Origin of the sequence: Dactylosporangium sp. McL0621 (genome assembly GCF_049995355.1) — a bacterium.
Taxonomy (GTDB): Bacteria; Actinomycetota; Actinomycetes; order Mycobacteriales; family Micromonosporaceae; genus Dactylosporangium.
Genome location: NZ_CP188259.1, coordinates 8,575,175 through 8,596,635 on the forward strand (window position 1 = coordinate 8,575,175; position 21,461 = coordinate 8,596,635).

The 21,461-nt window shown below is 74.5% G+C and carries 18 protein-coding genes; 10 read left to right on the top strand and 8 right to left on the bottom strand.

The window, feature by feature from the left end; genetic code table 11:
- Positions 1-48 precede the first annotated feature (48 nt).
- A complete protein-coding gene (locus ACPPVO_RS40575; protein ID WP_426503891.1) occupies positions 49-471 on the top strand; it encodes a response regulator in 423 nt (140 codons plus the stop codon).
- Here ACPPVO_RS40575 and ACPPVO_RS40580 read toward each other — a convergent pair.
- From ACPPVO_RS40580 to ACPPVO_RS40590, 3 genes are read right to left on the bottom strand one after another with little or no spacing between them, the layout of a single operon-like run.
- Positions 468-1,019 (bottom strand): GerMN domain-containing protein, encoded by a 552-nt coding sequence (locus ACPPVO_RS40580; RefSeq protein ID WP_426503892.1) that lies wholly within the window; start codon positions 1,017-1,019, stop codon positions 468-470. The genes ACPPVO_RS40575 and ACPPVO_RS40580 overlap by 4 nt on opposite strands.
- Positions 1,016-2,380: an ATP-binding protein gene (locus ACPPVO_RS40585; protein ID WP_426503893.1), complete on the bottom strand. Its 1,365-nt coding sequence runs from the start codon at positions 2,378-2,380 to the stop codon at positions 1,016-1,018. Before ACPPVO_RS40585 ends, ACPPVO_RS40580 begins: the two co-directional genes overlap by 4 nt.
- Positions 2,377-3,048 (bottom strand): response regulator transcription factor, encoded by a 672-nt coding sequence (locus ACPPVO_RS40590; protein WP_360372357.1) that lies wholly within the window; start codon positions 3,046-3,048, stop codon positions 2,377-2,379. The genes ACPPVO_RS40585 and ACPPVO_RS40590 overlap by 4 nt, the downstream gene beginning before the upstream one ends.
- A 132-nt stretch (positions 3,049-3,180) precedes the next feature.
- On the opposite strand from ACPPVO_RS40590, the gene ACPPVO_RS40595 reads away from it, so the two are divergent.
- The 4 genes from ACPPVO_RS40595 to ACPPVO_RS40610 all read left to right on the top strand — a co-directional run bounded on the left by ACPPVO_RS40595 (position 3,181) and on the right by ACPPVO_RS40610 (position 9,742).
- A complete protein-coding gene (locus ACPPVO_RS40595) occupies positions 3,181-3,462 on the top strand; it encodes an STAS domain-containing protein (RefSeq protein WP_426503894.1) in 282 nt (93 codons plus the stop codon).
- Between the two features lie 48 nt (positions 3,463-3,510).
- The gene (locus tag ACPPVO_RS40600; RefSeq protein WP_426503895.1) at positions 3,511-7,029 is read left to right on the top strand and encodes a LuxR C-terminal-related transcriptional regulator; all 3,519 of its coding nucleotides are present in this window, start codon (positions 3,511-3,513) and stop codon (positions 7,027-7,029) included.
- An 82-nt stretch (positions 7,030-7,111) separates the two neighbouring features.
- A complete protein-coding gene (locus ACPPVO_RS40605) occupies positions 7,112-7,780 on the top strand; it encodes an esterase/lipase family protein (protein WP_426503896.1) in 669 nt (222 codons plus the stop codon).
- 57 nt (positions 7,781-7,837) lie between these two features.
- Positions 7,838-9,742 (top strand): potassium transporter Kup, encoded by a 1,905-nt coding sequence (locus ACPPVO_RS40610; protein ID WP_426503897.1) that lies wholly within the window; start codon positions 7,838-7,840, stop codon positions 9,740-9,742.
- Here the strand turns inward: ACPPVO_RS40610 and ACPPVO_RS40615 are convergent.
- Entirely contained in the window at positions 9,717-11,354 is a 1,638-nt protein-coding gene (locus tag ACPPVO_RS40615) for a sensor histidine kinase (protein WP_426503898.1), read from the bottom strand. The two genes, ACPPVO_RS40610 and ACPPVO_RS40615, sit on opposite strands and share 26 nt — an antisense overlap.
- Positions 11,351-12,067: a response regulator transcription factor gene (locus tag ACPPVO_RS40620; RefSeq protein WP_426503899.1), complete on the bottom strand. Its 717-nt coding sequence runs from the start codon at positions 12,065-12,067 to the stop codon at positions 11,351-11,353. Before ACPPVO_RS40620 ends, ACPPVO_RS40615 begins: the two co-directional genes overlap by 4 nt.
- Before the next feature lie 104 nt (positions 12,068-12,171).
- Here ACPPVO_RS40620 and asnB point away from each other — a divergent pair, with 104 nt between their 5' ends.
- Positions 12,172-14,049: an asparagine synthase (glutamine-hydrolyzing) gene (gene asnB / locus ACPPVO_RS40625; RefSeq protein ID WP_426503900.1), complete on the top strand. Its 1,878-nt coding sequence runs from the start codon at positions 12,172-12,174 to the stop codon at positions 14,047-14,049.
- Positions 14,050-14,086: 37 nt separating this feature from the next.
- Positions 14,087-15,070, top strand: coding sequence for a magnesium transporter CorA family protein (locus ACPPVO_RS40630; RefSeq protein WP_426503901.1), 984 nt, complete (start codon positions 14,087-14,089; stop codon positions 15,068-15,070).
- On the opposite strand, the gene ACPPVO_RS40635 is transcribed toward ACPPVO_RS40630, so the two are convergent.
- On the bottom strand, positions 15,012-16,253 hold the full coding sequence (locus ACPPVO_RS40635; RefSeq protein WP_426503902.1) for an MFS transporter: 1,242 nt from the start codon (positions 16,251-16,253) through the stop codon (positions 15,012-15,014). The two genes, ACPPVO_RS40630 and ACPPVO_RS40635, sit on opposite strands and share 59 nt — an antisense overlap.
- A gap of 62 nt (positions 16,254-16,315) precedes the next feature.
- Between ACPPVO_RS40635 and ACPPVO_RS40640 the strand changes: the two genes are divergently transcribed.
- Entirely contained in the window at positions 16,316-16,909 is a 594-nt protein-coding gene (locus ACPPVO_RS40640) for a TetR family transcriptional regulator (protein WP_426503903.1), read from the top strand.
- On the opposite strand, the gene ACPPVO_RS40645 is transcribed toward ACPPVO_RS40640, so the two are convergent.
- Entirely contained in the window at positions 16,891-17,907 is a 1,017-nt protein-coding gene (locus tag ACPPVO_RS40645; RefSeq protein ID WP_426503904.1) for an ArsR/SmtB family transcription factor, read from the bottom strand. The two genes, ACPPVO_RS40640 and ACPPVO_RS40645, sit on opposite strands and share 19 nt — an antisense overlap.
- A 67-nt stretch (positions 17,908-17,974) precedes the next feature.
- Here ACPPVO_RS40645 and ACPPVO_RS40650 point away from each other — a divergent pair, with 67 nt between their 5' ends.
- Both ACPPVO_RS40650 and ACPPVO_RS40655 read left to right on the top strand, forming a co-directional pair.
- The gene (locus ACPPVO_RS40650; RefSeq protein ID WP_426503905.1) at positions 17,975-19,186 is read left to right on the top strand and encodes an MFS transporter; all 1,212 of its coding nucleotides are present in this window, start codon (positions 17,975-17,977) and stop codon (positions 19,184-19,186) included.
- Between the two features lie 94 nt (positions 19,187-19,280).
- Positions 19,281-20,543 carry a hypothetical protein gene (locus ACPPVO_RS40655; protein ID WP_426503906.1) on the top strand — a complete coding sequence of 421 codons (1,263 nt, stop codon included), beginning with the start codon at positions 19,281-19,283 and terminating at the stop codon, positions 20,541-20,543.
- Between the two features lie 43 nt (positions 20,544-20,586).
- On the opposite strand, the gene ACPPVO_RS40660 is transcribed toward ACPPVO_RS40655, so the two are convergent.
- A complete protein-coding gene (locus tag ACPPVO_RS40660; protein ID WP_360372315.1) occupies positions 20,587-21,444 on the bottom strand; it encodes a ketopantoate reductase family protein in 858 nt (285 codons plus the stop codon).
- Positions 21,445-21,461: the final 17 nt, after the last annotated feature.

A 21,461-nucleotide genomic window follows, 5' to 3' on the forward strand; every position in this document is an offset into this window, starting at 1 on the left:
CATTAGGGTGATCGCGAATTGTTGCACCCTGGCAAGTCTGAGGAGCTCATGGACCTCGCGCACATCCTGCTGGTCGAGGACGACGCGGGCGACGTGGCCTACACGGTCGACGAGTTCCGCGCGCACCGCGTGCGCAACCCGCTCACCGTGCTCGGCGACGGTCTCGAGGCGATCGACTTCCTGGAGCGCCGCGGCGCCCACGCCGGCGCGCCCCGCCCCGACATCCTGCTGCTCGACCTCAACCTGCCCGGCGTCGACGGGCGCGTGGTGCTCGACCGGGTGCTGGGCAACCCGGACCTGGCCGAGCTGACCGTCGTCGTGCTCACCGGCTCGCCGCTGGAGGAGCAGATGCTGCGCGACTTCGGGGTGCCGGCCGAGTTCTACTTCCGCAAGCCGGTCGACTTCGCGCAGCTGGCCCGCCTGATCCGGGGCGTCGACCAGTTCAGCATCGTCGTCGGCCGCGCGGGCTAACCCGCTATCAGGCTCTCGTAGTCGGCCTCGGTCAGCGGCTCGCTGGTCAGGGCGCCGTCGCCGCGCGGTACCTCCATCGTCCGCCCGGCCTGCGCGAACTGCACGGCCACGATGTCGGCACGGGCCGCGAGGGTGCACACGATCTGGCCGTAGGCGAGCGTCTCGTCGTTGCGGATCGGGTTGTCGACGGCCAGCCCCACGACCGCGGTGCCGTTGACCAGCCGCACGCCGGTGATGTACGACGTGCCGGCGAGCGCGCTGTCGAGCCCGGCGCCGCGCTCCTGCGGGGTCGGCCCGGTGACGAGGTCCTCGAGGTGGCGCCGGGGCGGCGGTACCGCCTCCACCCGCCGGTCCACGGGCACCAGCTGGTTGTCGCGCACCAGGAACAGCCGCTCCACGAACGCGCCGGGCGACGCCGCCGCCATCGGCCCCTCGTAGGAGCCGATCGTCACCGAGGGCTCGATCGGTCGCGGGTCCCGGTCGTTGGGCACGCCGCAGCCGCCCAGCGCCAGGACGCCGAGGGTGACGAGCAGGAAACGGGATCTCACCGTACCCCCGGCAGCTCGATCCGGAACCGCGCGCCGCCCCCGGGCCGGTCCAGCACGCGCACGCGCCCCCCGTGGGCGGCCACGTGCTGGGCGACCAGCGACAGGCCCAGGCCGGTCCCGGTGTCGTTGCCGCGGGCCCCGGCCGAGCGGCCCCGCACGAACCGGTCGAAGATCACCTCGCGGTCGGCCGCGCTGACGCCGGGCCCGTCGTCGTCGACCTCGATCACGCCGTCGGCGCCCGCCGTCTCGACCCGCACCGCGACCGGCCCGCCGCCGTGGGTGACCGCGTTGTCGAGCAGGTTCACCAGCACCTGCTCGATGCGGCGCGGGTCGACGGTCCAGCGCGGGCTCTCGGCCTCGGGCCCGGGCGCGTCCACGATCGCCGGGTCGAGCCCGCGGCGCTGCACCGCGCGGCGGGCCAGCTCCCCGGCGTCGACCGGCTCGAGCTGGGCCGGGAGGTCGCCGCGGGCCAGCTCCAGCAGGTCGTCGACGAGCGACTGGAACCGGGCCAGCTCGGCCACGACCAGGCCGGCCGCCATCGCGGTGCGCTCGTCCAGGCGGTCCCGGCGGCGCTCCAGCACGCTCGCCGACGCGGCCAGGGTCTGCAGCGGCGAGCGCAGCTCGTGGGAGACGTCGGCGGCGAAGCGGCGGTCCCGCTCGATGCGCCGGGACAACTGGTCGACCATCTCGTTGAACGAGGCCGACAGCGGCTGCAGGTCCGGGTCGGTGGCGGGGTCGAGGCGGGCGGTGAGGTCGCCGGCGGTGATGCCCTGGGCGGCGGCGGCGACCGAGCGCAGGGGGCGCAGGACGTAGCGGGTGGCGTACCAGCCCAGGCCCGCCCCGGCCGCGGCGACGACGGAGGCGACCAGGACCAGCACCCAGCCGATGGTGCGCAGGGTCTGGTCCAGCTCGCGCAGGTAGTCGATCTCGTACAGCGCGGTCGCCGGCGTCAGCAGGATGCCCACGATCACGGCCGGCTCGCCGTCGACGCGGGTCCGCTGGATGCCCTGGCCGCGCTGGCCGACCAGGCGCTGGAGGCTCTGCGGCACGGCGGTCGCGGCGCCGGTGTCGGCGCTGCGCGAGTACCAGTGACCCAGGTGGAACACGAGGACCCGCCGGTTGCCGCCGGTGTCGAGGGTGCGCAGCATGCCGCCGATGTCGGGCCGGTCGGTGTTCAGCCCGGCCGCGACGACCCGCGCGTCGAAGGTCGCCGACCGCACCGCCGCGCGCTCCCGCCCGCTGATGAGCTCGCTGCGCGTGACCTCGTACGACACCAGGGCCATCGACGCCGACAGGGTCAGCGCGCCGGCCGCGAACCCGGCGACGACCCGGGTGCGCAGCCCCAGCCGCAGCCGGGTCATCGCTGCAGCTTGTACCCCATGCCGCGCACGGTCACGAGGTACCGCGGCGACTTGGAGTCCTGTTCGATCTTCTGCCGCAGCCGCCCGACGTGTACGTCCACGAGCCGCTCGTCGCCGATCTCGTACTCCCACACCCGCTGCAGCAGCTGCTGGCGGCTCAGCACCTGCCCGGCGTGCTCGGCCAGCTCGCACAGCAGCCGGAACTCGGTGCGCGTCACCGCGACGGGCTCGCCCGCGATGCGCACCTCGCCGGCCCCGGGCAGGATCTCCATGTCGCCGAAGACCAGGCTCGCCATCGCCTGCACGGTGCGCCCGCGCCGGCGCAGCGCCCGCAGCCGGGCCGAGAGCTCCTTCACCGCGACCGGCTTGACCAGGTAGTCGTCGGCGCCGGCCTCGAGCGCGGCGACGATGTCGTGGGTGTCGTCGCGCGCGCTGATGACCACGATCGGCACGTCGTCGCCGCGGCGCAGCTGCCGGATGCACTCGAACCCGTCGACGCCGGGCAGCATCAGGTCGACAAGCACCGTGTCGGCGGGCTCCTCCCGCTGCGCGACGAGCCCCTCCTCCGCGCTCGCGGCGCCGCGGACCGCGTACCCCTCGTCCTCCAGCGCCAGCGCCAGCGAGAGCCGGATCCGGTCGTCGTCCTCGATCACCAGCACGCCTGCCATACGGGCATCATGCCGCCCGCGGGCCGTGTGCGACCACCTGGCCCGCCCCCGGCGGGGCCGCTCACGGCCGAAGTCATACAACCGTCACGGATCCGGCAAGGGTCCGCCACATCGACGCCGGACGCTGGCCCTATGACCGGCGTGATCGAGATCGTGATCAACGAGGAGCTGGACGCGGCATCGGTACCGCGCTTCGGCGCCCTCTTGCACGAGGCCGTCGACCTGGGCCCGGACAACCTGGTCGTCGACCTCATGGAGTGCCCGTTCGTCGACGCGGCCGCGATCGGCCTGCTGCTCGACGTGCACCGGCGCATGTTCGCCGCGGGCGGGCGGCTGACCCTGCGCTCCCCGGGCCCGCGGGTGACCCGCACGCTGCGCCTGGCCCGCGTGAACAACGTCCTGCACGTGCAATAGCGCGAACACCCTTCCCCCGCGCGTAACTCGCGCGTAACACTGAGCGGCATGGTTGTTGCATCGACCGTGCAGAAAGTCCGTCTCCGGGCCCGGGACGACGATTTGGCCGCCGCCACGGCCCTGCTCGCGGGCGCCGTGGAGGGCCACGGCGGCGCCCTGGTGCTGGCCGGCCCGCCGGGCATCGGGCGCACCGCCCTGCTGACGGCCCTGTCCGAGACCACCGCCGCGAGGTCGGGGCCCGCCACGGACGCCACCGACGCATCCGCGGTGACCGTGCTGGCCGTGACCGGGTGCCACGCCGAGTCCGCGCTGCCGTTCGCCGCGCTCCACCGGCTGCTCGCCGGGCTGCGCTACCCCGCCGAACCGCACCGCGGAGCCGGAACCGATCCGCACCGCGGCCCTGGGCCCGACCCGCACCGCAGCCTTGGGCCCGACGACCCGCACCGCGGCCCTGGGCCCGACGACCCGCACCGCGGCCCTGGGCCCGACGACCCGCACCGCGGCCCTGGGCCCGACGACCCGCACCGCAGCCCTGGGCCCGACGACCCGCACCGCAGCCCTGGGCCCGACGACCCGCACCGCAGCCCTGGGCCCGACGACCCGCACCGCGGCCCTTGGCCCGACCCGCACCGCAGCCTTGGGCCCGACGACCCGCACCGCAGCTCTGGGCCCGACCCGCACCGCAGCCTTAGGCCCGACCCGCACCGCGGCTCCGACCCGCACCGCGGACCCGGGCCTGACCCGCACCGCGACTCCGGGCCCGACCGGCTCGCCGCGGGCCTGGCGGTGCTCGCCGCGCTGCGCCGGGCGGCCCCGGTCCTGGTGCTCGTCGATGACGCGCACGCGCTCGACCGGCCCTCGCTCGACGCCCTCGCCGTGGCCGCGCGGCGGGCCGGGCGCGAACGCATCGCGCTGGTGTTCGCGCTGCGCGACACCCCGGGCGCGGCCGCCGCCGAGGCCGCGCTCGCCGGGCTCCCCCGCCGCCGGCTCGGGCCGCTGGACCGGCGCGAGAGCCGGTACCTGCTGACCGACGCGGTCCCCGGCCTCGCCGGCGACGTGGCCGGGGTGCTCGCCGCGCGCGCCGGGGGCAACCCGCGCGCCCTGGCCGAGCTGGCCGCGGCGCTCTCCGGGGAACAGCGCCGCGGCGAGGCCGCCCCGCCGTCGACGCCGCTGAGGGAGGGCGGGCTGCGCCGCGAGTACCGGGCGGTCCTGCGCACCCTGCCCCCGCCGACCCGGCAGGCCCTGATCCTGGCCGCCGCGGCCGCCCGGGTGACCGCGGACGGAACCTCCTGCCCGGCCGCGCTGCTGGCCGCCGCCGGCCACCCGCCGGCCGACCTGGCCCCGGCCGAGCACGCGGAGCTCATCCAGGTGGAGGACGGCCGCGCCCGCTTCGTGCCGCCCCTGTTCGCCGAGGTCGTCTACGCCGAGGCCGACCTCGCCGAGCGCCACGCCGCCCACCGCCGCCTGGCCGCCCTGGCCCCGGACCGCCGCGAGGCCGCCCTGCACCGCGCCGCGACCGCCACCGGCCCCGACGACGCCCTGGCCACCGAACTCGCCGCCGCCGCCGGCGCCCACACGCCGACAACCACCGCCACCAGCGCCAACACGCCGGCAACCACCGCCACCAGCACCGCCACCACCAGCACCGCCAGCACCGCCAGCACCGCCAGCACCGCCAGGGCACCCATCGCCGCACCGACACCCGCCGGCGCTGAAGCCCACACACCCGCCGCCGAGGCCGACACGCCGGCCGCCAACGAAGCCGACACGCCGGCCGCCAACGCTGAAGCCCACACACCCGCCGCCACCGAAGCCGACACGCCGGCCGCCAACGCTGAAGCCCACACACCCGCCGCCACCGAAGCCGACACGCCGGCCGCCAACGCTGAAGCCCGCACACCCGCCGCCACCGGCGACGATCCGGCCACCGCGCCGCCGGCCGCCGCCGAGGCCCCGCGGGGCGGCGAGGCCGCCGGGGGCGACCCCATCGGGGTGGCAGCGCTCGAGCGGGCGGCCGAGCTCACCACCGACCCCGTCCGCGCCGCCGCGTGGACGCTCGGGGCGGCCCGGCTCGCGTGGCGCGGGGGTGAGCCGCACCGGGCGCGGCTGCTGCTGCGCGCCGCGTTCGCGCCCGCGGTACCGCCGGCGCTGCACGCGGAACGGGAACTGCTGCTCGGCGAGGTCGAGCTGCGCACCGGCGCGCACGGGGACGCGCTGCACACGCTGCTCGCCGCGGCCACGCGGCTGCCCGGGCGGCGGGCCCTGCGCGCGCTCGTGCTCGCCGGGGAGGCGCTCGGGGCGGCCGGGCGCCACGACCGCTACGCCGAGGTGGCCCGGCGCGCCGTTCTCCTGCGCGCCGGGCCACCGCCGACGCCGGACGAGGAGCTGCTGTTCGAGCAGCTCGCGGGGGTGGCCGCCGGGTACGCCGGCGATCCGGCCGCGGCCGCCGGGCCGTTGCGCCGGGCCGTCGCGCTCGCCGAAGGGTCCGCCGACCCGGCCGCGCTCGTGCGGGCGGCCTGGGCCGGGATCGTGGCGGGGCGGGACGAGGACGCGCACCGGCTGGCGGTACGGGCGGGGCGGCTCGCCCGCGGGGTCGGGGACCGGGCGACCGAGCCGCTCGCCCACGAGGTGGCCGCGACCGCCGCGCTGGCGCTGGGCGACCTCGATCTCGCCGCCGCGACCGCCGGTGAGGGGCTGCGGCTCGCCGCGGCGACCGGGCAGGACGCGGTCGCCGACAACTGCTGCGGGCTGCTCGCCGTGATGGCGGGGATGCTCGGCGACGGCGAGGGCTGCCGGCACTGGGTACGCCGGTGCCGGGCCCGGGCCGGGGGTGACGTCGACAGCCAGGCGCGGGCCATGTGCGTGTGGGCGGCGAGCCTGGTCGACGTGGCCGACGGGCGGCATGCCGACGCGGCCGGGCGGCTGTGGGGGGTCATGCGCACCGCGGTGGGGCGGGGACATCTGGGGGTACAGGTGCCGGCCATTCCGACCCTGGTGGAGGCCGTCGTGCGCGGCGGCGACCACGGGCCCGCCCACCAGGTCCTCGCCGCCTACGACCTGTGGGCCGCGGCCACCGCGAACCCGACCTGGCTGGCGCTGTCGGCGCGCTGCCACGGGCTGCTCGCGGGCGGCGACGACGAGGCCGACGCGCACTTCCGGGAGGCGCTGCGGCTGCACCTGGCCGGCGACTCGGCGTTCCCGGGGGCGCGCACCGAGCTGCTGTACGGCGAGGAACTCCGCCGCCGCCGACGCCCCGCCGCGGCCCGGGAGCATCTGCGCAGCGCCCTGGCGACGTTCGAGCGGTACGACGCCGGGCCCTGGGTGCGCCGGGCCGCGGCCGAGCTGCGCGCCGCCGGTGACCACGTCGAGCCGGCCGGGGCCGCCGAGGGGCCCGCGCTCACCGCGCAGCAGGCCCGCATCGCCCGGCTCGTGGCCGGCGGGGCGACCAACCGCGAGATCGCCGCCGCGCTGTTCGTGAGCCCGCGGACCGTCGACCACCACCTGCGCAACATCTTCGTGCGCCTCGGGGTGCGCTCGCGCACGGAGCTGGCCCGCGTCATGTCCTGACACCGGCGATTTCGCCGATGCGGGGCCGTGCCCGCGATCGGCAGGCTTCGATGCACACCACACCCCCGCCCCTGGAGGTCCCATGCGTCGGATCCTCGTGCTCCTGCTGGCGTGCGCGGCCGCCGTGTTCGCCGTGCCCGCGACCGGCGCGCACGCCGCCACCGCGCACCGCCCGGTCGTCTTCGTGCACGGCTACACCGGCAGCGCCTCGAACTGGGTGACCGCCGAGTCGCTGTTCCGCTCCGCCGGGTACAGCAGCAGCGAGCTCTTCGCCTACGAGTACAACTCGTACGGCAGCAACATCACCAACGCCCAGGGCCTGGCCGCCTTCGTCAGCCAGGTCAAGGCGCGCACCGGCTGGTCGCAGGTCGACATCGTCAACCACTCGATGGGCGGCCTGGTCAGCCTCTGGTACCTCAAGCAGCTCGGCGGCGCCTCCACCGTGGCCCACCTCGCCTCGCTGGCCGGCGCGAACCACGGCACCACGTCCGCGGGCGCGTGCCTGGTCTTCGTGACCTGCCAGCAGATGTACCCGGGCTCGGCGTTCATCCTGACGCTGAGCGCCGGCGACGAGACGCCCGGCGGCACGGTCTACCGCACCTGGTACTCCCCCTGCGACGGCGTCATCATCCCGTACACGAGCACGGCGCTGAGCGGGGCGACGAACACGTACGTGCCCTGCGAGAACCACCTCACGTACCTCACCGACACCGTGGTCCTGTCCCAGGTGCGCTCGTTCGTATCCAGCTAAAACCCCCCGAAACCCCCCTCGGGCCCGATACTGGACGGGTCTCGAGGGGGTTTCGTCGTGAGCGCACGGCAGCAGGGGTTGAACGTCGGCGTCGTCGTCGGCGCGCTCGGCGTCGTCTTCGGCGACATCGGCACGAGCCCCATCTACACCCTGCAGACGGTGTTCAACCCCGATGACCCGCACCCGGTGCCGGTGCGCGACGAGCTCGTCTACGGCGTCGTGTCCACGACCTTCTGGTCCGTGATGATCATCGTGACGGTGACGTACATCCTGCTCGCGATGCGCGCCGACAACGACGGCGAGGGCGGCATCATGGCCCTCATCACGCTGCTGCGCCGCCGGGCCGCCGGCCAGGGCCGCCGGACCGCGCTGATGCTCGCCGGCCTGGGCATCTTCGGCGCCTCCCTGTTCTTCGGCGACAGCATGATCACCCCGGCCATCTCGGTGCTGAGCGCGGTCGAGGGCCTCAAGGTGGTCCAGCCGTCGCTGGGTGAGCTGGTGGTACCCATCACCGCGGTCATCATCGTGGTGCTGTTCCTGGTGCAGCGGCGCGGCACCGAGGCCGTCGGCAAGATCTTCGGCCCGATCATGATCGCCTGGTTCCTGACCATCGGCGGGTTCGGCATCGCCGGCATCACGCGGCACCCGGCGATCCTCAAGGCGCTCTCGCCCACGTACGCGGTCGAGTACCTGGCCGGGCACTTCGGCGTCGCGTTCTTCTCCCTCGCCGCGATCGTGCTGTCGGTGACCGGGGCCGAGGCCCTGTACGCCGACATGGGCCACTTCGGCCGCCGCGCGATCGCGTTCGGCTGGCTGTGGCTGGTCCTGCCCGCCTGCACGCTGAGCTACCTCGGCCAGGGCGCGCTGATCCTGGACGACCCGGCCAACGTCGCCGGCCCGTTCTTCCTGCTGGTGCCGTCCTGGCTGCGGCTGCCGCTGGTGCTGCTGGCCACCGCGGCCACGGTCATCGCCGCGCAGGCCGTCATCACCGGCGCGTACTCGGTCGCGTCCCAGGCCGCCCGGCTCGGCTACCTGCCGCGGCTGCGCATCGCGCACACCTCGGCCGAGCAGATCGGGCAGATCTACGTGCCGTGGATCAACTGGCTGCTCATGGCGTCCGTGATCACCCTCGTCTTCGCGTTCCGCAGCTCGGCCGCCCTGGCCTACGCCTACGGCATGGCGGTGACGGGCACCATCACGATCACCACGCTGATGTTCTTCTACGTCGCGAGCAAGATCTTCCGAACCCCCCGCTGGCTGCTGTACACCGGCGCCGCCCTCCTGCTCAGCGTCGACCTGCTGTTCGTGGCGGCGAACCTGACGAAGATCGTCCACGGTGCCTGGCTCCCGCTGCTCATCGCGCTGACCTCGTGGACCGTGATGACGACCTGGCAGAAGGGCCGGGCCATCGTCACCGCGGCCCGCCGGCGCGAGGAGGGCCCGCTGCGGGAGTTCGTCGACCGGCTGCGCACCGACCCGTCGCTGACCCGGCTGGTGCCCGGCACGTCGGTGTTCCTCAACCGCGGCAAGGAGACGGCGCCGCTGGCGATGCGGGCCAACGTCGAGCACAACCACGTCCGCCACATGCACGTGCTGATCCTGTCGATCGAGACGCAGCCCGTGCCGCGGGTGCCGGACGAGGAGCGCATCTCGGTCGACGAGCTCGGGTACGCCGACGACGGCATCATCCACGTGACCGTCCGCTTCGGCTACATGGACACCCAGAACCTGCCTGCCGCGCTGCGCCTGCTCGACCCGGCCCGCACCGAGGGCGAGCTGGAGCTGGGGCGGGCGTCGTACTTCCTGTCGAAGATCGAGCTGCGCCGCGGCGACGCCCCGACCATGGCGGCCTGGCGCAAGCGGCTGTTCATCGCCACCTCGTACATCACCTCCGACGCGGCCGAGCACTTCGGCCTGCCCCGCGACCGCACCGTCATCATGGGTTCGCATATCGAGGTGTGATGGGGAACTTCACCCGGAAGACGCTGCCCTCGCCCTGGGTGCTTGTCACGTCGATGGTGCCGTCGTGGTCGAGCACGATCTGGCGCGCGATGGTCAGGCCCAGGCCGCTGCCGCCGGTCTCGCGGTCGCGGGCCGGGTCGGCGCGCCAGAACCGCTGGAACACGAACGGCAGGTCCTCGGGGGCGATGCCGCAGCCCGTGTCGCGCACCTCGACGACGGCGTGGCCCGGCAGCGGGAAGGCGCGCAGGACGACCGCGCCGCCCGGGTCGGTGTACCGCAGCGCGTTCGTCACCAGGTTGCCCAGCACCTGGCGCAGCCGGTCCTGGTCGCCGTGGACGGGCAGCGGGCCGGCCGCCTCGGCGGTGAGCCGGACGCGGCCGTTCTCGGCGACGGCCAGGTGCGCGACGCGGCTGACCTCGACCAGCTCGGCCAGGTCGAAGTCGGTGCGGCGGTACGCGAGGTGGCCCGCCTCGGCCAGCGTGAGGTCCTGCAGGTCGTCGAGGATGCGCCGCTGCAGCAGCACCTCCTCGTGCAGCGACCCGAACAGCTCGCGCGATGCGGGCACCACGCCGTCCTGCAGCGCCTCCAGGTACCCGAGCACGTTCGACATCGGCGTGCGCAGCTCGTGGGCGACGCCGGCCAGCAGGCGCCGCTGGGCGAGCTCCGCGCCCTCGAGCGCCTCGGCCATCCGGTTGAACGAGCGCGAGAGCTCGCCGACCTCGTCACGGCCGGTGGTCTTCACGCGGGTGTCGAGGTGGCCGTCGGCGAGGCGGCGCGACGCGGCGGTCAGCGAGCGCAGGGGGCGGCTCATGTGCCGGGCCACGAACGCCGTGCCGATCACCGAGAGCACCAGCACGGCGCCGATGGCGGCCATGGTGGGCCGGGCCAGCACGCTCAGCGGGTCGTCGTCGACGGCTCCGAGGTACAGCTGCAGCGGTTCGGGGGCGAACGTCTCGGCCTGGTTGCCGAAGGCCTGCACCAGGCAGGCGCTGTGGTCGGCGGCGGCCCGGCAGCCGGTGACCGCGGTCTGGTCGTCGGCGGCCGCCACCTCCTGGGCGTCGGCGGCCTGGGTCGAGCAGGGGCTGCCGTCCTTGGGCGTCCCCGCGGACGGCAGCGGGATGCCGTACGCGTCCGGGGTCACCGTCGGCGGCTCGCCCCCGTCCTCGGTGAGGCAGCGGGCGTAGACGACGGCCCGGCGGTACTGCGCGAGCTCGTCGAGTACACCGTAATCGGTCTTGAGGTTGGCCCCCGCGGCCAGCGTCAGCGACGGGCGGGGATTGATCAGCGTCGGCGGGCTGACCACCGGGCGGGCGGTCCGCTTGGCGAGGGTGTCGCTGTCGACGGTGACCTGCCCGTAGAGGTTGACCAGGCGGATGCGCTGCTTGTTGTCGGCGGAGAGCTGCCCGACCCGCGCGGCCACCCCGGCCCAGGTGCCGTGCCGGCGGCCGTAGCTGCGCACGGTCTCGGCGATGTCGGCGACGTGGCGGGTCGCCTGCTGCTGCGACCGATCGATCTGCTGGGCCGTGAGCCGCAGGCTGATCCAGGCCGTCGCCCCGGTCGCGACCACGGCCACGACCAGCGTCAGCAGGAAGACCCGCAGCCGGAAGCTCACGGCCGCCCGTCCGGGACGGGCGGCTCGGCCAGGCGGTAGCCGCGGCCGTACACCGTCTGGACGTACCGCGGCGTGACCGGCTCGTCCTCCAGCTTGCGGCGCAGGTTGACCACGTGCGCGTCGACCGTGCGCTCCGACACGTCGCGCTCGAAGCCGAACACCCGGTTGATGATCTCGCCGCGGGTGAACACGCGGCCCGGCTCGGCCGCCAGCAGCTCCAGGATGCCGAACTCCTTCGCGGTGAGCACGACCGTCTCCCCGGCCACGCGCACCTCGAAGCGGCCGGCGTCCACGACCAGGTCGCCGACCGCGAACACCCGCTGGTGGCCGGGGCTGCCGATGCCGGAGCGGCGCAGCAGGGCGCGGACCCGGGCGGCGAGCTCGCGCGGGCTGACCGGCTTGGTCATGTAGTCGTCGGCGCCGAGGTCGAGGCCGAGCAGCAGGTCGTCCTCGGTGGAGCGGGCGGTGACGAGCAGGATCGCCACGCTGGACTCGGCCCGCATGATCCGGCACACGTCGAGCCCGTCGACCTGGGGCATCATCACGTCGAGGACCAGCAGGTCGGGCTTGCGGGAGCGGCACTGCTCCAGCGCCGCGCGGCCGTTGTGCACGGTGAGCACGCTGTGGCCGTCGCGCTCGAGGTACAGCCGGATCAGCTCGGCCTGCTTCGGGTCGTCGTCCGCGACCAGGATTCGTGCGCTCATCCCGGCCATTGTGACCCGGCGAATGTGAGGAACCTGCGAAATCGGGTTCGGGTTTCGATCCGGCAACGGGTTCTTCATCGGTTCCCAACGACCCGGTTCCTACCGTCGCCGGCATGTGTGGACTCCTGGTGTTCCTCAGCTGCGACGGTACCGCCGACCGGTCCGCCCTCGCCGCCGCGCTCGACCGGCTGCGCCACCGCGGCCCGGACGAGACGGCGATGAGCACCGCCGACGGTGTCGTGTTCGGCTTCACCCGCCTGGCCATCGTCGACCGGACGCACAGCCACCAGCCCCTGCAGTACGCCGGGCGGTGGACCGTCGTCTTCAACGGCGAGCTCTACAACTACCGCGAGCTGCGGGCGGCCCTGATCGCCCGGCACGGCGCGACCTTCGCCACCGAGGGGGAGGCGGAGGTTCTCGCCGCGGCGTTCCACCACTGGGGACCGTCGGCCGTCCGGCGCCTGCGGGGCATGTTCGCGGCGGTGCTGTGGGACGCCCAGACCCGGACGCTGCACGCGATCCGCGACCCGTTCGGGATCAAGCCGCTGTACCACCTGCGCACCCCCGACGGGCTGTACCTGGCCAGCGAGAAGAAGGCGCTGCTGCCCTTCGCGGGCGGGGCGCAGCGCATCGGCACGGCGGCGCTGTCGCACTACCTGACGCTGCAGTACGTGCCCGAGCCCGCCACCCTGCACCCCGCCGTGCACAGGCTCCCCGCGGGGCACACGCTCACCGGCCGGCCCGGCGAGGAGCCGCAGATCCGGCGGTACTTCGACCACGCGCTGCGCCCCGTGCGGCGCCCGGCCGCCGAGGCGGTCGCGGCCATCCGCGACGCCCTGCGCGACAGCGTGCACGCGCACCTGCAGTCGGAGGTGCCGCTGGGCGCCTTCCTGTCCAGCGGCGTCGACTCCAGCGCCATCGTCGCGCTCGCCCGGGAACGGCACCCGAACCTGCGCGCGTACACGGCCGGGTTCGACGACGCGCGGTACAGCGAGATCGAGGCGGCCGCCGAGACCGCCGCCGCGCTCGACGTGCAGCTGACCGCGACCCTCGTGCGCGACGACGACGTCATCGAGGCGCTGCCCCGCATCGTGTGGCACCTCGACGACCCGGTCGCCGACCCGGCGGTGGTGCCGCTGTACTTCCTGTGCCGCACCGCCGCCCGCGACGTCACCGTGGTCCTGTCCGGCGAGGGCGCCGACGAGCTCTTCGCCGGCTACGAGATCTACCGCGAGCCGGCCGCCCTCGCCCGCGTGGCGGGCCTGCCCGACCCGGTGCGCCGCGGCCTGCGCGCGGTCGCCGACGTGATGCCCGCGGGCGTGCGCGGCAAGAGCTTCCTCGAGCGCGCGACGACCCCGATCGGCGAGCGCTACTACGGCAACGCCCGCATCTTCGGCCCCGTGGAGAAGGCCCGCCTCATGCGCGGCCCGGCCGACCCGCACACGTCGGTCACCGCCCCGCTGTACCACGCGGCCGCGGGCCTGGACGACGTGAGCGCGATGCAGTACGTCGACCTGCACACCTGGCTGCCCGGCGACATCCTCACCAAGGCCGACCGCATGTCGATGGCCCACTCCCTCGAGCTGCGCGTGCCGTTCCTGGACCGGGCCGTGTACGCCGCGGCGGCCGCCCTGCCGCCCGAGCTCAAGCTCAGCCCGCACGCGACGAAGCACGCCCTGCGCGAGGCGGTGCGCGGCCTGGTCCCCGACGCGGTGGTGACCCGGCGCAAGCTCGGCTTCCCGACCCCGACCCGCGTGTGGCTGCGCGGCCGCGTAGGCGAGTGGGCGGCCGAGATCCTCGCGACGGCGGACGTGGACCACCTCATCGACCTGGCCCACGTGCAGCGCCTGCTGAGCGCCCACCGCCGCGGCGGGGTCGACCATTCCCGCAAGATCTGGACGGTCCTGATGTTCTGCCTCTGGTACACCCAGCAGCCCTCGACCGCGACGCTGCCGCCCGCCGCCCGCCGCCCCGTGAGTTCACGTCCGTGATCTGGCGGGCCCGGGTGCGGGCTGGCATGCTCGCCGCATGGACGTCCGGTTGATCCTGCCCGGCGGGGTCAGCACGCACACCGAGGACGAGCTGCCGGCGCTGCTGGCCCGCGAGGACGGCATCGTCTGGGTCGACATCGCCACGTGCGACCCGGCGGCCGCGCAGGTACTGCGCGACGCGTTCGGGTTCCATCCGCTCGCGCTGCGTGACGCGGCGGTGCGCAACCGGGTGCCGAAGATCCATCCCTACGCCGGGCACGTCTTCGTGATCCTGCACGCGCCGCACTCCGGCGCGCGCGGGCACGTGCACTACGTCGAGCTCGACCAGTTCATCGGGCCGCGGTACCTCGTGACCGTCCACGGTCCCGTCAACCCCGCGGTGCCGCCGGACGTGCCGCTGCGCCAGACCCGCGACGTGCTGCGGCGCATCGAGTCCGGCCGGTTCGCGCCCGCCTCGGCGTTCGAGCTGTCGTACGCGGTCGTCTCGGCCATCACGCGGCTGCAGGAGACGATGGTCGAGGACGTCACCGCCGAGGTCTGGCGGCTCGAGCAGCGGGTCACGGCCGGGCACCTCGGCAACCCCGAACAGTTCCTGGAGGAGCTGTTCCAGGCGCGCCACGGCCTGCTCGCGGTCCGCACGATGGCGACGCTGGGCGGGGCCATCTACGGCCGGCTGGCGACGCTGCCACGCGCCGTGCCGGCGGAGGCCCAGCACCTGGTGACCGACGTGGTCGACCAGTTCGACCGGGTCCGCAGCGTGGCCGACGGCGAGCGGGAGTACCTCCAGGGCGTCATCGAGTTCTACAAGGCCCGCACCGACACGAAGATGACGATCGCGGCCGAGCGCCTCGCCGTGATCGCCGCGATCACACTGCCCATCACGGCGCTGTCGTCGGTGTACGGGATGAACCTCATCGTCAGCGACCACACCCAGGTGCACCACCTGGTCGCGGTGCTGCTGCTCATGGCCGTGATGTCGGCGACGCTGCTGGGGTGGGCCAAGCGCCAGGGCTGGTGGTGAGCGGCGCGCGCAGCAGCGGCGCGCACCCCGCGAGGCCGGCGGCGAGCAGGACCGCGCCGGCGAGGAACGGGGCGCGCAGCCCGTAGGCGTGGGCGAGGGCCCCCGCGGCGAGCGCGCCGGCCGGGGCCGCCCCGAGCCCGACGATGCGGAACGCGCTCGTGACGCGGCCGAGGTACGCGTCCGGGACGAGCGCCTGGCGCATCGTCGCGGCGAGGGCGTCGCCCAGCGTCGACGTCGCGCCGAGCAGTCCGGCCACGACGACGGCCGCGGGCGCGCCGTGCACGGCGCCGAGCGCCGCGACGCACAGGCCCGAGCCGGCGACCGCGGCGATCAGGCCGCGCCGCGTCCCCACCCGGCGCGCGAGCCGGCCCGCCCCGACGCCCCCGGCCACGCCGCCGACCGCGAACACCGCGAGCAGCAGCCCGAACCCGGCCGGGCCCAGCCCGAGCTCGCGGGTGGCGAAGAGGACGAGTACGGCCAGGACCGCCGCGTACGCGACGCTGATCACCGCCTGCAGCAGACCCAGCCCGCGCAGCGCCGGCGTGGCCCACATCAGCCGCAGCCCGCCGGTGAGCTCGGCCCGGATGCGGCCGCGACCCTCAGCCGGCACCGGGGGCGGGCCCGGGGCCCGCAGCAGGGTCAGGAAGACGGCCGAGGCCAGGAACGTCGCCGCGTCGATCGCGAACGGGGCCGCCGCCGCCACGGCCATCAGCGCCGCGCCCGCGGTGGCCCCGAGCATGGTGTCGGTGATCTGGACGCCCGCCAGCAGGCGGCCGTTCGCGGCCGGGCGGTCGGACGGCGGTACCACCGCGGGGAGCAGCCCGGCCAGGGCGGGCCCGGCCACCGTGTCGCCACAGGTGAGGACGAAGCCCAGCGCGGCGATCAGGGCGATCGGGGCGTACCCGCAGGCGACCGCGGCCGCGAACGCCGCCATGACCGCCGCCCGCGCCAGGTCGCTCCACCGGGCCAGGCGGCGCCGGTCGAAGCGGTCCGCGAGCACGCCGGCGAACAGGCCGAACAGCAGCCAGGGCAGCTGCTCGGCCGCCGTGATCAGCGAGATCACCCACGGGTCGCCGGACTGCCCGGCGGCCAGCAGCGGCAGCGCGGCCCAGCGCATGCCGTTGCCGAGCGCGGACGTGACGGACGCGAGCCAGAGCAGCACGAACCCGCGATTCGCAAACATGAACTGGAGTCTGGTTCAGATTCTGCGACGGTGTCAAGGGCCGTGCGACAATCGTCGGCGCCATGCAGACGCGGACCGAGCCCCAGCAGCAGCGCAGCCGCGACAAGCGGGACCGCGTGCTGGCCGCGGCCGCCGCCCTGCTGCAGGAGGTCCCGTACGACGAGATCGGCACCCGGCAGATCGCGGACCGCGCGGAGGTGTCGGTCGGGTCGCTGTACCGCTTCTTCCCCGACAAGGACGCGATCTTCTCCGCGCTCTCCGCGACGTGGCTGGACAAGGTCCTGGAGCTGATGGACGCCCAGCTCGCCGCGCCACCCCCGGCCATCGGCGCGCTCGTCGACCGGATCGTCGAGGCGTTCGCCGAGTTCTTCCGCGCCGAGCCCGGCTACCGCCAGGTCTCCCTCGGCAGCCAGGCCCTGCGCATGCCCCCCGGCGCCGGCGCGCAGAACGACGAGCAGCTCGCCGGGCGGCTGCGCGCCGTCCTCACCGGGCACTACGGCGTGCCCGACGACGGCGCGCTGGGCCGGCGGCTGCTGCTGGTCGTGCGCCTCACCGAGTTCATGCTGAACCAGGCCTTCCGCACCGACCCCGGCGGCGACCCGTGGGTGCTCGCGGAGCTGAAGGTGCTGCTGCGGCGCTACATGTCCGCCGGCTGAACGCCCGCGCACAGGGCGTCGCCGAGCGGGGCGCGGTAGTAGAGCACCGAGCGGCCGGCGCGGCGGCGGGCGGCGAGGCCCGCCTCGCGCAGGACCCGCAGGTGGCCGCCGACCGAGCCCAGCGGCTGGCCCGTCAGGGCCACGAGCTGCGTCGTGCTCTTCGGGGCGGCCAGGAGGGTGAGGATGCGTGCGCGGGCGGGGCCGATGAGGCGGGCGAGGGCTTCAGCGGGTACCGCTGCCGGATCTTGAGCCAGCCAGCCCGTGCACGGATAGATGATCGCGTGCACGTCGCCCGGTTCTTCCCAGCTCACCCAGCCGCGGTGGACGGTGGTCGGGACGAACAGGAGCCGGCTGCCGGTGACGTCGCGGGGCGGGTAGTCGTAGGTGTTGATCTGCAGCCGGCCGTCGCCGAGCCAGCGCATCCCGGGGCGCATCCCGTCCAGGACCGCGGCCCAGCCGCCCGTGCTGAGCCGGTCGGTGCGGGCCACGATGTCGGCCTCGAAGACGCGGCGGCGGCGGGGCCAGCCGGGGCGTACCGTGTGCCGCCACACCCAGTCCAGCAGCTCCACCGCCCGCTCGACCAGGCCGCCGCGGCGCAGCACCGGGGCCAGGGTGCGGTCCGTGGTGACGAGGACGTCGGGGCGGGCCTGCTCGTCGGTGGTGGTCCCGACGATGTCGCGGCGGGCCTGCTCGTCGGTGGTGTCGGCGACGCGGGCGAGCTCCTCGGCGAACGTCGGCGCGTCCGTCTGCGGCGGCTTGACCAGGAAGTCGGCGAGCCAGCCAGGGCGGATCGCGTCGCGCAGGAACGGCAGCGCGAAGTCGTCGGCGGCCCAGCGGGCGCGGAAGACGGGCAGGGCCTCGGTCAGCCAGTCGCGCTGGGCGGGCGAGACGCGGTGCTGGCCGTTGAGGGCGGCGAGGCAGCCGACGGTCTCGGCCAGGGGCGACACGACGAACCGGCTGGTGACCAGCACGTCGGCGTCGATCCGCCAGAACCCCATGTGTCCACCTTTCGCGTTCAACCGAAACTCTAACGTTTCAGCCCGGGCGGCCCGCAGGCTGCGGGTCATGCGCACGTACCGCGAGCTGTTCGCCGCCGCCGAGTTCCGGGCCCTCTTCGCCACCGTGTCCGCGCAGGTCGGCGCCCAGACGGTGAGCGGAATCGCGCTGGCGACGCTCGTCTACGGCCGCACCGGCTCGCCCCTGCTGTCCGCGCTGAGCATGTTCGGCTCCTCGTTCGCGCAGGTCATCGGCGCGGCGACGCTGCTGTCGGCGGCCGACCGGCTCCCGCCCCGCGCCGCCCTGGCCGGCCTGGCCGCGTTCACCGCGCTCACCACCGCCCTGCTCGCACTGCCCGGCCTGCCCGTCGGCGCGGTCCTCGCCGTGGTGCTGGCCCAGGGCCTGGTCGCCTCCATCGGCGGCGGGGTCCGCTTCGGGCTGCTCTCCGAAATCGTTCCCCCCGACGGGTACCTCCTGGGCCGCTCCCTGCTCAACATGTCCGTCGGCGGCATGCAGATCGCCGGGTTCGCGGCCGGCGGCGTACTCCTGGCCACCGCGAACCCGTCGGCGGTCCTGCTCATCGGCGCGGCCCTGAACCTGCTGGCGGCGGCGGTCGCGCGCCTGGGCCTGTCCCCGCGCGCCCCGCGCGCGACCGGCCGCGCGTCGGTGCGCGCCACCTGGCGCGGCAACCGCGAGCTGCTGTCGTCGCCCGCGCGTCGCGCCGTCTACATTGGACTGTGGGTGCCGAACGGCCTGATCGTCGGCTGCGAGGCGCTGTTCGTGCCGTACTCCCCCCGCGCCGCCGGCGCCCTGTTCGTCGCCGGAGCCCTGGGCATGCTCGCGGGCGACGTGTTCGCGGGCCGCTTCCTGCCGGCCCGCCTGCGGCGGCGCTTCACGACGCCGGTGCAGCTGCTGCTGGCGGTGCCGTACCTGGCCTTCGTCTTCGTCCTGCCGCTGTGGCCGGCGGTGGCGCTGGTGGCGGTGGCGTCGGTCGGGTACTGCGGGAGTCTGCTGCTCCAGGACCGCCTGGTGGAGCTCACCCCGCCGGCGTTGCGCGGGCATTCGCTGGGCCTGCACAGCTCGGGCATGTTCACGATGCAGGCGGTGGGCGCGACGCTGGCCGGCGCGGTGGCGCAGGTAATGCCGGCGGGGCGGGCGATGGCGGTGATGGCATTGGGTTCGATCGTGGTGTCGGTACTGCTGGCCCGGTCGTACCGCACCCAGCCGACGCGCGAACCGTCGCCGTCCGCGGCCGCGCAGTTCAGCGGCGCGGCGTCATGAATGCTCGCCGGGTCTGCCAGCACGGCGTGCCTCGGTTTGGGTTTGACCTTCACGTGGGGTGAGAGCGCACGGTGGCCGCATGAATCGACGAGGGGTGCTCTACGACACCGGCCGTGTGCTCGGCTTCAACTGGCGCCCGGTCTTCGACCGCGAGGAGACCCGCCGCGACCTGAGGGTGATACGCGACGAGCTGCATTGCAACGCCGTCAAGCTGTGCGGCCGCGACCTGGACCGCTTGACCGCCGCGGCGGAGGATGCGCTGGCGCTGGGCCTGGAGGTGTGGCTGTCCCCGGAGCTGTGGAACCAGCCCCCGGCGCGCACACTGACGTACTTGTCGGCGGCCGCGGAGGTCGCCGAGCAATTACGACAGATCCGGAAAAATCACGTTATTTTGAGCGTTGCGACGGAGGCGACGTTTTTCCTGCGGGGCATCCTGCCGGGCCGGACGTTCGCCGCCCGCACGAAGAACCCGGCGCCGGCAATCCGAGCGGGCCGCCACACGGAGCCCTTGGCCGACTTCCTGGCCGCGGCGGCACGGGTGGCACGCGCGAGTTTCGGCGGCCCCCTGACGTACGCGTCCCTGCCGTTCGAGCGCGTCGACTGGTCCCTGTTCGACTTCGTAGGGGTCGATCATTACCGCTACGTCACCTCGGAGCCGCACTTCGAGCACGTCCTGCAGCGCCAGTTCCGCCACGGCAAGCCGGTCGTGATCACGGAGTTCGGCATGCGCGCGTACGAGGGTGCCGACCGCGACCCCAACCTGCTCAGCATCGGCCTGATCAACTGGCCCTCGGTCGCGCTGCACCGGGTCCCCGCGCTCGGGCGTTTCGTCCGGCCGCGCCTTGTCCGGGGGCATCACGTGCGCGACGAGGCGCTGCAGGCCCGGCGCATCGCGGAGGACCTCGAGATCTTCGAGCGCGCCGGGGTCGAGGGCGCGTTCGTGTGCCAGTACGCCGAGCCGATGCTGCCATACAGCCCGGACCCGCGCTACGACCTCGACATGAGCGGCTTCAGCCTTGTGCGAACGCGAACGCGAACCGAGGGCGAGGGCAACGCGACGACCGAGGGCGAGGGCAGCGCGACGACCGCGGGCGAGGGCAACGCGACGGCCGCGGGCGAGATCCACACCCCCGCCAATGCCGAAGCCGACGTCCACGCCACGATCCAACGCGCAAGCCCCACCAGCGCCGACGCCGAGACGCACGCGACCACTAAGCTCGACCACGCGACCCGACCCAAGGGCATCAACACCGGCAACGTCAAGAAAGCGGCGTTCCACGCGGTCGCCAACCACTACAAACGCGGCCAGGTCGGTCGGGCCGTTCCGTCTTCAAAAACCGTACCACAGCCGTCCTAACCGATCACGCCGGTAAATACCAACCGTAGTCGCAAACGTGCTGTCAGCTCAACTCCCGAACCACCCGCGCAGTAGCCGGCGTCGGGATGCCCAAGGCGACCCCGGCCCGCAGCACCGCCCCGCCGATCGCGTCCAGCTCCAAGGGCCGCCCCGCCTCCGCGTCGCGCAGCATCGAGGACTTCATCGGGGCCGGGATCTGGTCGATCACGTCCAGGAGCGCCGCCGCCGAGGTCGTGGTTCCGTTGGCCCGGGCCACCGCGGCCACCTCCGACACCATGTCGACGAGGTCGTCGCGGCGCAGTGCGCGTGCCGTGCCCACCCCCGCCCGGGCCGCCGTCGTAATCAGGGCCAGCGGGGCCAGCATCGACAGCTTGTCCCACAGCAGTTCGGACTCGTCGGGGCGGATGCGCACGTCCGGGCCCGAGCCGGACAGTACGGCGGCTACGTCCTCGGCGCCCGGGCCGGCCAGCTCGACCAGGCAGAACGGGCTGGTGTGCTCGATGCGCCCGGGCGCCACCCGCGTGCTCTCCACGCGGATCGAACCCGCCGTGACGCGCGCGGACGGGTACCGGGCGCGCAGTACCCCCATGTGGTCGACGCCGTTGAGCAGTGGCAGTATGAGCTCAGCACCGTCCGCCGGCACGCGTTCCAGAGCGTCGCCGAGTGTCGTGGCCTTCGTTGCCACCACGCAGAGCGAGACGGGCGCGGGCAGGGTCGAGACCGCCCGCGCCGACACGGTGAAATCCCCGAACCGCACGCTGTGCACCGCAATGCCGTCCGCGTTCAGCCGGGCCGCGGTCTCCGGGCGCGCCACGTACACCACGTCGTGGCCGGCCCGCGTCAGCAGGGCACCCACCAGTCCCCCGACCCCGCCGGGGCCGACGATCGCCACCGTTGCCATGCCCCAAACCTATAGGA

Coding starts and splice junctions, on each gene's coding strand:
- ACPPVO_RS40660 (WP_360372315.1), bottom strand. CDS start 21,444: ATGGCAACGGTGGCGATCGTCGGCCCCGGCGGGGTCGGGGGACTGGTG.
- ACPPVO_RS40620 (WP_426503899.1), bottom strand. CDS start 12,067: ATGGCCGGGATGAGCGCACGAATCCTGGTCGCGGACGACGACCCGAAG.
- ACPPVO_RS40630 (WP_426503901.1), top strand. CDS start 14,087: ATGGACGTCCGGTTGATCCTGCCCGGCGGGGTCAGCACGCACACCGAG.
- ACPPVO_RS40645 (WP_426503904.1), bottom strand. CDS start 17,907: ATGGGGTTCTGGCGGATCGACGCCGACGTGCTGGTCACCAGCCGGTTC.
- ACPPVO_RS40575 (WP_426503891.1), top strand. CDS start 49: ATGGACCTCGCGCACATCCTGCTGGTCGAGGACGACGCGGGCGACGTG.
- ACPPVO_RS40605 (WP_426503896.1), top strand. CDS start 7,112: ATGCGTCGGATCCTCGTGCTCCTGCTGGCGTGCGCGGCCGCCGTGTTC.
- ACPPVO_RS40650 (WP_426503905.1), top strand. CDS start 17,975: ATGCGCACGTACCGCGAGCTGTTCGCCGCCGCCGAGTTCCGGGCCCTC.
- ACPPVO_RS40585 (WP_426503893.1), bottom strand. CDS start 2,380: ATGACCCGGCTGCGGCTGGGGCTGCGCACCCGGGTCGTCGCCGGGTTC.
- ACPPVO_RS40635 (WP_426503902.1), bottom strand. CDS start 16,253: ATGTTTGCGAATCGCGGGTTCGTGCTGCTCTGGCTCGCGTCCGTCACG.
- ACPPVO_RS40595 (WP_426503894.1), top strand. CDS start 3,181: ATGACCGGCGTGATCGAGATCGTGATCAACGAGGAGCTGGACGCGGCA.
- ACPPVO_RS40590 (WP_360372357.1), bottom strand. CDS start 3,048: ATGGCAGGCGTGCTGGTGATCGAGGACGACGACCGGATCCGGCTCTCG.
- ACPPVO_RS40640 (WP_426503903.1), top strand. CDS start 16,316: ATGCAGACGCGGACCGAGCCCCAGCAGCAGCGCAGCCGCGACAAGCGG.
- ACPPVO_RS40600 (WP_426503895.1), top strand. CDS start 3,511: ATGGTTGTTGCATCGACCGTGCAGAAAGTCCGTCTCCGGGCCCGGGAC.
- asnB (WP_426503900.1), top strand. CDS start 12,172: ATGTGTGGACTCCTGGTGTTCCTCAGCTGCGACGGTACCGCCGACCGG.